We start from the raw sequence: 12444 nt of genomic DNA, 5'->3' as shown, positions 1-12444 counted from the left end.
CGCACCTCCTGCGGTCTGCCCGTTCACCGAACCTCCCCGTTCTCCGCCCCACCCGCCCTCGGCCCGAAAGACCCCATGGACCTCTTCGTCGACAGTGCAGGGCCGCTCCTCACGGCCCTCGGCACGACGATCGTGATGGCGCTCGTCGCCGGCGCCGGGGCCCTCGTGCTCGGCACGCTCGTCGCCGCCGCCCGGATCAGCCCGGTGCCCGTGCTGCGCGGCGCCGCCTGGGTGTACACGCAGTTCTTCGTGAACGTGCCGCTGCTGGCGCTGCTGATCCTCGCCGTCTTCGCCCTGCCCGACGCCGGGCTGATCATGCCGCTCGCGCCGACGACGGTGCTCGTGCTCGCCCTCTACGAGGCCGCCTACGTGGCGGAGGCGGTGCGAAGCGGCGTGAACACGGTCGGCAACGGCCAGATCGAGGCGAGCAGGGCCCTCGGGCTGACCCTCGGCCAGACGCTCCGGCTCGTCGTGCTGCCGCAGTCGCTGCGGGCGGCCGTGCAGCCGATCGGCAACGTGATGATCGCGCTCACGATGAACACGGCGCTCGCCGCGGCCGTCGGCGTCGTCGAGCTGACCAGCGCCGTGAACAAGCTCAACCTCGTCCAGGCCCAGCCGATCCTGATCTTCACCGCCGCCGGCCTCGTCTACATGGTGCTCGCCCTCGTCATCGGCCTCGGCGCCGGACGCCTCGAACGAAAGGCGGCGATCGTCCGATGACCACGCCGACCACCTCCTCCTCCCGTCCTGACGGCGGTGCGGCTGCCGTCACCACCGCCTCCGCCTCCGTCCGGAAGGCGCCCACGGTCTCGCTCTACGACGAGCCGGGCCCCCGGACGCGACGCGCCATCCGGCTCTGCTCGGTCGTCGTCGTGCTCGCCCTCGCGGGGCTCGTCGCCGCCGGGCTCGTCCAGTTCGGCTCGCGCGGGCAGCTCGACGCCGACCGCTGGACGCCGTTCCTCTCCTGGCCGATCTGGCAGTACCTGCTCGTGGGGCTCTGGGGCACGATCCAGGCCGCCGCCCTCGTCGCGGTGCTCGGCGGCGCGCTGGGCCTCCTGCTCGCGCTCGGGCGGCTGAGTCCGCGTCGCCCGGTGCGCTGGCTGTCGACCGCGTACATCGAGGTCGCCCGCACCGTGCCGGTGCTGCTGCTCATCTACCTGATGCTGTTCGGGCTGCCGCAGCTCGGCCTCGACCTGCCGCTGATCTGGAAGCTCGTCGTGCCGTTGACCGTGGCGAACTCGGCCGCGTTCGCCGAGATCGTCCGCGCCGGGATCCTCGGGCTGTCGCGCGGCCAGCGCGAGGCCGGGCTCAGCCTCGGGCTCTCGTCGGCGCAGACGACCCGGCTCGTCGTGCTGCCACAGGCGCTCCGCTTCGTGACGCCGTCGCTGGTGACCCAGCTGGTCAGCCTGGTCAAGGACACCTCGCTCGGCTACATCGTCGCCTTCACCGAGCTGCTCTACCGCGGCCAGGTGCTGTCGTCGTTCAACCACCTCCTGATCCAGACGTTCCTCGTCGTGACGCTCGTGTACCTCGTCTTCAACGGGGCGCTGTCGACGCTCGCCGCCCGCCTGCGGGCACGGCCGTCGCGGCGCAGCCCCCGGCGCGCCGCGGCCCCCGTGCCGGCGCCGGCCTCGGCGCCCGCGCTCGACTGACCCTCCCCCTCTCCCCGTCACCAAGGAGCACACAGTGGCCCCCTCCCTCCCTTCCCGTGCCGACGGTCTGCCGACGCCGACCGCCCCGGCCGGCCCTGCGGCACCGTCAGCCCCGGCCGCGTCGCTCGCCGAGCTCGCCGTCGTGGTGCGCTCGGGCGTGGTCGAGAGCCGGCACCTCGGCTGGCTGGTCGCGCTCGACGCCGAGGGGCGCGTCGCGGCCGACCTCGGCAGCGGCGCGACGCAGGTGCTGCCGCGCTCGACGACCAAGCCCGTGCAGGCGCTCGCCTGCCTCGAGGCCGGGGCCGACCTCGAGGGCGAGGAGCTCGCGATCGCGGCCGGCAGCCACACCGGCGAGGACGCGCACGTCGAGGTCGTCCGCCGCATCCTCACGAGGGCCGGGCTCGACGAGTCGGCGCTCGGCTGCCCGGTCGACTGGCCCGAGGACGAGGCGACGCGCGAGCGGCTGATCCGCGACGGCGAGACCCGGTCGCGCGTCCGCATGAACTGCTCGGGCAAGCACGCGGCCATGCTGCTGGCGTGCGTGTCCGCGGGCTGGGACACCGCCTCCTACCTGGACCCTGCCCACCCGCTGCAGCAGCTCGTCCGCCGGACGCTGGAGGCGGTGGCCGGCACGACCGTGGAGGCCACGGCCGTCGACGGCTGCGGCGCACCCCTCTTCAGCACGACCGTCGAGGGGCTGGCGCGCTCGTTCCGGGCGCTCGTCACGGCTGAGGCGGGCACGCCCGCCCGCCGCGTCGCCGACGCGATGCGCGCGCACCCCTTCTACGTCGGCGGGAACGCCCACGCCAACAGCGACGCCATGACCCGCGTGCCCGGCCTGCTCGCCAAGGGCGGCGCCGAGGGCGTGATCGGGATGGCGACGTCGACCGGCGAGGCCGTGTCCATGAAGGTGGTCGACGGCAGCCCGCGGGCGACGACGCTGGTCGCGCTCGAGGTGCTCGGGGCGCTCGGCGTGGACGTCTCCGGGGCCGGGTCGCTGACCGCGCTGCCGGTGCTCGGCGGCGGGGTGCCCGTCGGCGAGATCCGGGTCGGGGCCGACGTCGCGGCGTGGGTCGCGGGGGCACGCGGCTCCGGTGCGCACGGCGCCGGGGTCGACGCCTCGTGACGGACGTCGTCGTCGAGCTCTGCGTCGACGACCTCGACGGGGCGCTGGTGGCCGACCGGTCCGGCGCCGACCGGATCGAGCTCTGCGCCGACCTGCTCGAGGGCGGGACGACCCCGAGCGCCGGGCTGGTCCGCTCGGTGCTGCGGGCCGTGCGGCACGTGGGCGTGCAGGTGATCGTCCGTCCGCGCGGCGGCGACTTCACGTACGACGACGGCGAGCTCGACGTCATGTGCGCCGACCTCGAGGCCGTGGCGGCGCTCGCGGCCTCGCTGTCGACCGAGCACTCCGCCGGCCGGGAGGGCGTCACCGAGGTCGGCGTCGTCCTCGGGGCCCTGACCGCCGCCTCCGAGGTCGACGTGCCGGCGATGCGCCGGCTGCTCGCCGCGGCCGGTCCGCTGCCCGTCACGTTCCACAAGGCGATCGACGCCACGCCCGACCTGCTCGCCGCGTACGACGTGCTGCGCTCGCTCGGCGTGCGCCGCGTCCTGACGGCGGGCGGACCGGGAACCGCGGCCGAGGGCGCGGACGTGCTGGCCGAGCTCGTACGGCGGTCGGCCGCGAGCCCCGACGCCCCCGAGGTCCTCGTCGGCGGCGGGGTCCGTGCCGCGGGCGTGGGCTCCCTGCTCGCCGCGACCGGCGCCTCCTCGGTGCACCTGCGGGCGATGTCGCCGTCGCCGCGCGGGGACGGGACGCTGCGGACCGACCCTGCCGTCGTCGCGGAGTTCCTCGCGGCCGTCGGGCGCGGGTCGGGCAGCCCTGGCGTCGCGGACGCCGCGGACGGCCCGGACGCCGCGGACGCCGCGAACGCCGCGGACGCCGTGAGTCCTGCGGACGCCGCGGACGCCGCGAGTGCCGGGAGTCCTGCGGGCGCTGCGGGCGCCGTCAGCGTCGCCGGCAGCGAGAGCCCAGGAGGCGCGGTGCGCCACCCGTCCCCGTCCCGGTCCGCGGTCGTCGCGGTCGACATCGGGGGCACCTCCTTCAAGGGGGCGGTGGTCGACGACTCCGGGCGCACCGTCCTCTCCCTCTCGGTCGCGGCGGGAGCCACGGGCGCGGAGTCGATCGACCTCGTCATCGGCCTGCTGCACGAGCTGCGGGCCACGGCGCGCGCCTCGGGGCACGACGTCGTCGGGGTGGGCGTCGTGACGCCGGGCATGGTCGACGCCGAGCGCGGCGTCGTCCTCTTCGCGTCGACGCTCGGCTGGACGGACGTGCCGCTCGGGCCGATCCTCTCCGCCGAGCTCGGGGTGCCCGTCGAGATCGACCACGACGTCCGGACGAGCGGCCTGGCCGAGAGCCTGTTCGGCGCCTCGGCGGGGGTGGCCGACTCGGTGCTCGTCGCCGTCGGCACCGGCGTGGCCGCGTCGATCACGAGCGGCGGTCAGGCCGTCCGCGGGGCCCTGACGGCGGCGGGCGAGCTCGGCCACGTGCCGGCGGTGCCCGGCGGCGAGGCCTGCACCTGCGGCCAGCACGGCTGCCTCGAGGTCTACCTGTCGGGGGCCGGCGTCGCCCGGCGGTACGCGGCCCACGGAGGACTGCCCGGGCTCGACACGGCGGCCGTCGTCGCGCGGGTCGGGGGCGTCGAGGGCGTCGGGACCGGCGTCGACGCGGTCGCGGACCGGGTCTGGGCGGACGGCGTCCGGGCCCTCGCGCTCGGCCTGACGTCGCTCACGCTGCTCGTCGACCCGGCGGTGATCGTGCTCGCCGGGGGAGTGTCGCGCGCGGGCGCAGCCCTCGTCGACCCGCTGCGCGCCGAGCTGGCGGCCGGCCTGGCCTGGCGGGCCGCGCCCGAGGTGCGGCTGTCCGAGCTCGGCACGCACGGCGGGCGCATCGGCGCCGCGGTGCTCGCGTTCCGCGCCGGCGGGCGGGGAAGCGTCGTCGACTCGTGGTCGCGGGCGGACCTGCTCGCCGAGTGAGCCCCGCCGCCCCTCTCCTCATTCAGGAAGACGGCTCCTGCGTGGTGCGAGGAGAGGAGGGAGGGTCCTGAACCGTGCACGAACCAGGAACCGACGGGCTGGACTTCCTGAGTCGTGCGGGCGGTCCGGCCGAGCGGGCGGTCCCGCCGAGCGCGCGGTCCGGACGTGTGCGCGGTCCGGACGTGTGCGCGCCGGTGTCGGAGGCGGCGGCTAGCCTGCCCGCATGCCCGAGGGTGACAGCGTCTTCCGACTGGCCGCCCGCCTCCGTGCGTCCCTCGACGGTCAGCGGCTGGCGGGCGGCGAGCTGCGGGCGGGCGCCGCCGCGGGCACGCCGCTGGAGGGGTGGACGATCCGCGAGCACGACACGCACGGCAAGCACCTCCTCACGCGTTTCGACACCGGGCGCACGCTGCACACGCACCTGCGCCTGCAGGGCTCGTGGACGATCACGCGGCCCGGTCGGCGGCTGCCCACGGCCGTCGCGAAGGAGGCGCGGGTCCGGATGCAGACGGAGGCCGGCTCCACCGCATGGGGCCTCGACCTGCCCGTGGTCGAGCTGCTCGACACGCGCGACGAGCGCTCCGTGGTGGGCCACCTCGGGCCCGACCCGCTGCGTGACGACTGGGATCCTGCGGAGGCGCGGCGCCGGATCGAGGCGACGGACCCGGGCCGCACGGTGGCGGCCGTGCTGCTCGACCAGCGGGTGCTGGCCGGGCTCGGCAACCTGTGGGCGAACGAGGTCTGCTTCCTGCGCGGGGTGTCGCCGTTCAGCCCGGTGGGCGCGGTCGACGCGGCGGCGCTCGTGCGGGTCGCGGCGCGGGGGCTGCAGGCGTCGGTGCGGGTGCCCGGCATGTTCCAGACGACGACGGGGAACACGCGGCGCGGCGCGCGGCACTGGGTGGCGGGGCGCGCCGGGCGCCCGTGCCTGCGCTGCGGCACGACCGTGCTCGTCCGTGCCGAGGTCGCGGACGACCCCGGTCGGCGCCGCACCTGGTGGTGCCCGAGCTGCCAGCCGGTCCGCTGAGCGCACTGTCGCCGGCGCGACACGCCGATACCTGGCGGTATGCGCCTCCTGTGTCCTACTCTCAGCACGTCTCGACGAGCGAGACCACCCGACGAAGCCGGATCCCGATGCGCCCTCTCCGTTCCCCCTTCCTCCGCCGTGCCGCCGCGGGCCTCGCCGCGACCACCGTCGCCGGGGCTCTGCTCCTCTCGGGGGCCGGTGCCGCCCAGGCGGCCCCTCCGGCGCAGACGGTGTTCCTCGACCAGAGCTTCGGTGGCGCCTCGGCCGGGCCCGACTTCCTGCTCCCGACGACGCCGTCGGGAAACGTGGCCTGCCTCACCGCAGGCACCGACGTCGCCGCTTCGCCGATCCCCGGGTGCCGCTTCGCGAACGACCCCGAGGGTTCGGGAGCGCTCCGCCTCACGGACACCGGCACGAGCCAGTCCGGCGGCGTCGGGTCGACCGTCTCGGTGCCCACCGCTCAGGGCCTCGACGTCACCTTCGACTCGTGGCAGTACGGCGGCGGCGCCGCCGACGGCCTCACCTTCTACCTCGCGGCGACGGATCCCTTCGACCCCGAGGTGCCGACGCGCCTCGGAGGCATCGGCGGCTCGCTGGGCTACAGCCCGCAGGACTCGCAGCTCGGCCTCGCGAACGGTTACCTGGGCGTGGGGCTGGACGCCTACGGCAACTTCGCCAACCCCGCCTTCAGCGGGAACTCGTGCCCGCCCGTCGGCGGGGCGGGCTCGAACGCCCTGACTCTCCGCGGCCCCGGCAACGGGTCGACGGGCTACTGCGTCCTGAGCAGCACCCGGGTCGACGGGAACCTGCGCGGGTTCGACGGCGTTCGCGACGAGGCCGGTCGAGTCCCCGTCGAGGTGGCCGTGAACCCCTCGGCCGACACCGTCACCTCGCCGTCGGGCCTCGAGGTGCCGGCCGGCAGCTACGTCGTGAGTCTCCAGGGGAGCTTCGGCAGCGCGCCGACGATCACCCAGGGCCCCCTGCCCTCGCTCCTCGGCTCGTCGACCGACCCTTCCTGGTACGACCCCACGACCGGCGTGCCCTACAAGCTCACCTTCGGCTGGACCGGCGGCACCGGGAGCCTGTCCGACTACCACGAGATCGCGAACGCCCGGGCGACGACCCTCGTCGGCCCTGCCCCCGTGCTCGCGCAGACGACGTCGGGCAGCGCGACCGTCGTGCCGACCCGCGGCTCGACCGTGAGCGTCGCCGCGTCGGTCAGCGCCGACGGCGGCGCCGAGGCCGAGCCCGTGGTGGCGACGCTCGTGTTCCCCGAGGGGCTCGCCCCGACGCTGCCGACCGCGGCGACCGGCTGGGCGTGCACCGTCTCCGGCCAGACCGTGACCTGCACCGTCGTGCCCTCTCCCGAGTTCGCGCCGGGCGCCTCCCTGCCGGTCCTGACCGTGCCGTACACGGCGACCGCCGACGCTGCGGGCGTCCTGACCGTGCTCACGACCGTGTCGTCGACCGACTCCGCCGCGGCGACGTCGCAGCTCGAGGTCTCGGCCGTGCGTGAGCCCACGGTCGTGACGTCGTCCTCGGGTCGACAGACGCCGGGCACCACCGGCCCGTCCACCGTCTTCACCGCCGACGTCGCCTCGGCCGCGGCGACCGACCCGACGGCGCCCCTCGGCACGGTCGAGTTCGTCGACTCGGCCACCGAGGAGCTGCTCTGCGCGGCCGACCTCGTGCCGGCCTCGTCGGGAGCGACGTCCACGGCGACGTGCACGGCCGACGCCGACCCGTCGACCGCCGTCCGCGTCGACTACGACCAGGCCGACGCCGCGCACGAGCCGACCCGGGCTGACCTCGGCTCGTTCGTGGTCGTCACCACGCCCGTCGCCCTGGGCGCCGGCGCGGTCGTCGTCGACGGCGATGCACAGCTGAGCGTCACGGGGCTGCCCGCGGACGCCACCGGCACCGTCGTATTCTCGACCGGAGCCACGACCCTCTGCGCCGTGACCCTGCCGACCGTCGCCTGCACCGTCCCCGACCTCGCAGACGGCAGCTACACGGTGACCGCGGCCTACTCGGGCGACGCGGTCTACGCGGCCGCCGAGGCCACGGCGTCGTTCCGCGTCGGCACGGTCGCCGCTCCGGTGCCGGCGCCCGCCGATCCCGCAGCCCCCTCGGTGCCGGCCGCCACGTCGGCACCCGCGGCGACCGCACCCGTCACTGGCGACGAGGAGGCGCGCCTCGCCTTCACGGGATCGACCCTCGTCGCCTGGACGGCCGGCGCCCTCGGCCTCGCGCTCGCCGCCGCCGGAGTCGTGCTGGTCGCCGTCCGCCGCCGCGGCCGCACCGCCTGATCGCCTGACGGCCTGACGGCCTGCCGCGGCGCGCTACGCGAGCGGGTCGGCCGCGCGCCGCTCGCGGAACGCGACCGCGTTCACGCGGTTGCTGCAGCGCACGCTGCAGAAGCGCTTGGAGGCGTTCCGCGAGAGGTCGACGAGCACGCCGTCGCAGTCGTCCGCCGCGCACTCGCGGAGGCGCCCGGTCTCGTCGGTCCGGACGACGTCGACGAGGGCCATCGCCGCCTCGACGAGGATTCGGTCCGCGAGGGGCGCCTCCTGCGGGGTGGCGTGCACGTGCCAGTCGAGGTCGCCGTGCCGCACGAGCCGCGGCACCGCCTGCAGCCGCGCGAGCAGCTCGTTCACGGCCTCGACCATCGCGTCGCGGTCGAGGGTCCAGAGCTGACGGAGGCGCGTGCGGGCCTGCCGCACGGCCGCGAGCTCGGCCTCGTCGCCGTCGAACCGGCCCGAGAAGCCGAAGCGCGTCATCAGCTCGGCCAGCTGGTCGGTCGTGGCGAGCTGGTCGACGCCGCTGCGGGTCGCTCGGGCGGCCGTGTTGAGGATCGTCGCGTCGAACTCCAGCACGTCTTCCGTGTCAGGGGCGAAAAGCACATTGACTCCTTACTCGCGACCAGTCTACTGTCAGGACTCATCATCCTTTAGTCCCTGACGGACACAGTGCGCCTGATGGCACAGTGCCCCTGACGAAACGAGCAGCCGTGGACCGCCGCCACCTCACGACCGGACTGATCGTCGCGGTCGTGGCCGCCGCCTCCTTCGGGGTGTCGGGCCCCTTCGTCAAGCCGCTGCTCGCCTCCGGCTGGAGCCCGGTCGCCGCCGTGGCCCTTCGCGCCCTCGTCGGGGGCGCGCTGCTCGCTCCGGTCGCCCTCGCGGCGCTGCGCCTCGACCTGCGACCGATCTGGCGGGCGCGGCGGCGCGTGCTCGGGATGGCTGTCGTCGGCGTCGCGGGCACGCAGGTGTTCTACTTCGCGGCGATCCAGCACATCCCCGTCGGCACGGCGATCCTGCTCGAGTACATGGCCCCGCTGCTGCTCGTCGCCGTCGCGTGGGTCGTCTCGCGGCGTCGGCCGGCCGGGGTCGTGCTGGTCGGCTCCGCGATCGCCGCCGCCGGGCTCGTGCTGGTCGTGTCGCCGAGCGGCGGGGGAGCGCTCGACCCTCTCGGGCTGCTCTTCGGCGTCCTCGCGATGGTCTGCTGCGCCGGGTACTTCGTCATCGCGGCGCAGCCGTCCGGCGACCTGCCGCCCGTCGCGCTCGCCGCCTCGGGGCTGCTGGTCGGGTCGGCGCTGCTCGGTCTCCTGGGCCTCACCGGGCTCGTGCCCTTCACGACGTCGGCCGACGACGTGGTGGTGCTCGGCGGGGTCGTCGCCTGGTGGGTGCCGATGCTCGTGATCGGAGTCGTCGCGACGGCCGTCGCCTACGCGACGAGCATCACCGCGAGCTCGATGCTCGGGTCGCGCCTGGCGTCGTTCGTCGGTCTGCTCGAGGTCGCGGCCGCCGCGGCCTGGGCGTGGGTGCTGCTCGACGAGGCGCTGACCCCGTGGCAGCTCGTCGGAGGCGTCCTGATCGTCGCGGGCATCGTGGCCGTGCGGTCGGACGCCGGCTCGGACGACCCGAGCCCGGCGCCCGAGATGCTGGCGGCGGCGCCGGCCGCGGCGCCGGCCGCGGCGCCGACGCCGGCGTCAGCTGTCGACTGACCTGCGGGCACGGGCACGGGCACGGGTTCGAGTCCGGGCCCGAGCCCGCTTCCGCGTCCGCGTCCGCGTCCGCGTCCGCGGAGTCACTCGACCTCGGGCCAGTCGCTCGTGAGGAACGCCTCTACCGCGCGGTGGCGGAAGCTGTAGCGCGTGCCGCGATCGATGATCCCGCGCACGCGGTCGAGGCGCTGGGACGTCGGACCGGCGTCGGTCGACCTCGAGAAGCCGGCGTCGGTCGAGATGCGCGTGAGGGTGCGTTCCGTCGGGTCGAGCTTCGCCATCGCGACCACGAAGTCCCGTTCGCGCGGCGGCAGGCGCTCGAGGATCCGCTCGACGTGGGAGGTCGCCTCCGCCTCCGCCGATCGCCACCCTCGAATCGCGTCCGCTCGACTGATGACGTCTCCCGTCCCGGCGTACCAGGCGGCCTGCCCGGCGAGCTGGAAGAGGAAGGGCTCGCCGCGGCACACGTCCACGATGACCTCTGCGGCGTCGGGGGCGAGGTGGACGACGCTCACGGAGCCCTCACCGTCGGGGACCTCCCACCCCACGACGACGAACTCACGGAGAGCGCTGCGCAGGTCGTCGTCGTCGATCGGCGTCAGGACGGTCGTGGCGAAGCGCCGGCTGAAGGTCGCGCCCTTGCGTCCGGCCGAGGCCTCGGCGAAGTCGGGCAGCCCGGTCAGGTAGACGGCGATCGGGAGGGACCGCTCGACCGGGCCAAGCCCGGGAACGTCCACCTCCGTCGTGAAGGTGATCGCGTCGCCGAGGGCGATGAGCACCTGGGACAGGGCTGCCTCGTCCGTGATGTTCTGGATCTCGTCCAGGTGGATGACGACGACCGCGTCGTGGTCGATCGCCGCGTGCCCGATCTCGACCAACAGGTCCGTCAGGGCCGTGTGGGGCTCTTGGCCCTCTGCTCCGCGCAGGGAGAGGGAGACTCCGCTCAGGGCGACCGACTGCACCCGCCGCACCAGGTCGCCGATCCGGTGTTCCCGTCCTGCTGACAGCCCGGCCTTGTCGGCGAGCCGGAGGATCTCGGCCGCGAGGCGCTTGACCGGATCGGTCCCGAGCGCCAGACGGATCTGGGGCGTGACCCAGTCGCCCCGCCGGTCCGCGTCCCCGGCGATCCGTCGCACGAGGGAGGACTTGCCGAGGCCCGGCTCACCGAGGATCGTGCGGCCGCGCTCCCAGAGTCCTGCGGCGAGACGAGGCCGCAGGACGTCCTGCCAGTCGCTCAGCTGGCCCGTCCGCCCGGCCCATACGGCGGGCACGACGTCCGAGCCTGGCTGGAACGGATTGGTGACCGGAGTACGCACGTGGATAAACTTATCAGGCCGCGGCTGCTCCTTGATAAGTTTATCAATGAGCATCCGCTCGTCCGTCACTCCGCCTCGCCCGCGCCCCTCCCTTATCGGCTGACGCACCTCGCCCGCTACGCCGCCGCCGCCCCAGCCCGGGGGCCACCGCCGCCCGGCACCCCCCGAAGGCGCGCCGTGCGCGCCCCCTCACTGGGGACAGCGCACCCCTTATACGGCCCTCGGCCCGTCGATAGGTTTGCTCTTGCACGGCGGAGGAGATCCGCCGGGCCGGGAGACCCGAAGTCCCTGGCCCGACGTCCACGAAGTCCGAGCCCTGCACCACACGCCACGCCAGACCGCCTCGCTTGCCCGCGAACGCACCGCTGAGCGCGCCGACGAACCAGCCCTGATCAGAGGGCTCATCGGCGCGCCCGGAACCTGAACCGGCCTGCCCGACGCAGGCCCCGTCCTGCTGGGAGCACCGGATGAACCGCACCGAACGCAACGCCATGGTGGTCGAGAACCTGCCGCTGGTGGGCTACCTCGTCAGCGAGGTGTGCGCCCGCGCCACCCACCTGTCGCGCGACGACCTCGCGAGCGTCGGCGCCGTCGCCCTCGTCCAGGCCGCGGACGCGTTCGACCCCACCCTCGGCATCCCGTTCGGCGCCTACGCCCGCACCCGCATCGTCGGCGCCTTCGCCGACGACATGCGCTCCGGCGACTGGGCCAGCCGCGGCACCCGCAAGCGCATCAAGGAGACGCTGTCCACGCAGGAGGCGCTGACCGCCTCCCTGGGACGCGCCCCCTCGGTCGACGAGATCGCCGGCGCCCTCGGCGTCGACCGCCAGACCGCGTCGAGCGCGCTCGCCGACGCGGCCCGCACCGTCTCGACCCTCGACGACACGGTCGCCGACCACCTCGCGGCCGACGTGCCGATGCCCGGCGACCACCTCCTCGCCAGCGAGCGCAGCCGCTACGTGCGCGCCGCGGTCGACGCCCTCCCCGAGCGCATGCGCCTCATCGTCGAGGCCGTCTACTTCGGCGACCGCACGGTCACCGAGGTCGCCGCCGAGCTCGGCATCACCCACAGCGCGGTCTCCCAGCAGCGCACGGAGGCGGTCCGCCTGCTCCGGGACGCGCTCGCGGCCCACTACGCGGACGACGAGACGGCGGACTTCGTCCCCGTGTCGAAGACGGCGCCCGCGCGCCGCAGCGCCTACCTCTCGAAGGTCGCCACGAACGCCGCCGTGGGCATCGCCCGCGCCGTGCGCGAGCCGGCCTCCGAGGGCTTCAGCGCCGCCGTCTGACGGCCCGCCGTCGCCCCGTGCGACGGTCCGGAGAAAAACTTCGGCGCTCGGCTAACGAGTGCCGGCGACCGGCCGAGAGTAGCCGGTGTCAGCCCACGGACGGGCTGACGAACACCAC

General features: G+C 75.0%; 10 protein-coding genes. 8 read left to right on the top strand and 2 right to left on the bottom strand.

Features of this window, described 5'->3' with window-relative positions; genetic code table 11:
- Positions 1-75: 75 nt before the first annotated feature.
- The 6 genes from ACZZ97_RS12935 to ACZZ97_RS12910 all read left to right on the top strand — a co-directional run bounded on the left by ACZZ97_RS12935 (position 76) and on the right by ACZZ97_RS12910 (position 8024).
- Positions 76-720, top strand: coding sequence for an amino acid ABC transporter permease (locus ACZZ97_RS12935; protein WP_463473400.1), 645 nt, complete (start codon positions 76-78; stop codon positions 718-720).
- Positions 717-1652: an amino acid ABC transporter permease gene (locus ACZZ97_RS12930; protein WP_463473399.1), complete on the top strand. Its 936-nt coding sequence runs from the start codon at positions 717-719 to the stop codon at positions 1650-1652. Before ACZZ97_RS12935 ends, ACZZ97_RS12930 begins: the two co-directional genes overlap by 4 nt.
- Before the next feature lie 34 nt (positions 1653-1686).
- Positions 1687-2778, top strand: a complete 1092-nt coding sequence (locus tag ACZZ97_RS12925; protein ID WP_463473398.1) for an asparaginase — start codon at positions 1687-1689, stop codon at positions 2776-2778.
- The gene (locus ACZZ97_RS12920) at positions 2775-4691 is read left to right on the top strand and encodes a copper homeostasis protein CutC (protein WP_463473397.1); all 1917 of its coding nucleotides are present in this window, start codon (positions 2775-2777) and stop codon (positions 4689-4691) included. Before ACZZ97_RS12925 ends, ACZZ97_RS12920 begins: the two co-directional genes overlap by 4 nt.
- Before the next feature lie 223 nt (positions 4692-4914).
- Positions 4915-5715 carry a DNA-formamidopyrimidine glycosylase family protein gene (locus ACZZ97_RS12915; RefSeq protein WP_463473396.1) on the top strand — a complete coding sequence of 267 codons (801 nt, stop codon included), beginning with the start codon at positions 4915-4917 and terminating at the stop codon, positions 5713-5715.
- A gap of 107 nt (positions 5716-5822) precedes the next feature.
- Positions 5823-8024: an Ig-like domain repeat protein gene (locus ACZZ97_RS12910; protein ID WP_463473395.1), complete on the top strand. Its 2202-nt coding sequence runs from the start codon at positions 5823-5825 to the stop codon at positions 8022-8024.
- A gap of 33 nt (positions 8025-8057) precedes the next feature.
- Here ACZZ97_RS12910 and ACZZ97_RS12905 read toward each other — a convergent pair whose 3' ends face one another.
- Positions 8058-8618 carry a CGNR zinc finger domain-containing protein gene (locus ACZZ97_RS12905; RefSeq protein ID WP_314103408.1) on the bottom strand — a complete coding sequence of 187 codons (561 nt, stop codon included), beginning with the start codon at positions 8616-8618 and terminating at the stop codon, positions 8058-8060.
- 107 nt (positions 8619-8725) lie between these two features.
- Between ACZZ97_RS12905 and ACZZ97_RS12900 the strand changes: the two genes are divergently transcribed.
- Positions 8726-9721 (top strand): DMT family transporter, encoded by a 996-nt coding sequence (locus ACZZ97_RS12900; RefSeq protein WP_463473394.1) that lies wholly within the window; start codon positions 8726-8728, stop codon positions 9719-9721.
- Between the two features lie 83 nt (positions 9722-9804).
- Here ACZZ97_RS12900 and ACZZ97_RS12895 read toward each other — a convergent pair whose 3' ends face one another.
- Positions 9805-11106 carry a P-loop NTPase family protein gene (locus ACZZ97_RS12895; RefSeq protein WP_463473393.1) on the bottom strand — a complete coding sequence of 434 codons (1302 nt, stop codon included), beginning with the start codon at positions 11104-11106 and terminating at the stop codon, positions 9805-9807.
- A gap of 398 nt (positions 11107-11504) precedes the next feature.
- Here ACZZ97_RS12895 and ACZZ97_RS12890 point away from each other — a divergent pair, with 398 nt between their 5' ends.
- Entirely contained in the window at positions 11505-12326 is an 822-nt protein-coding gene (locus ACZZ97_RS12890; protein ID WP_314103399.1) for a sigma-70 family RNA polymerase sigma factor, read from the top strand.
- Positions 12327-12444: the final 118 nt, after the last annotated feature.

The organism is Frigoribacterium sp. AC512 (assembly GCF_979258295.1).
The sequence above is the reverse complement of the archived record's forward strand: the minus strand, read 5'-3'. Positions and strand labels throughout refer to the sequence as shown.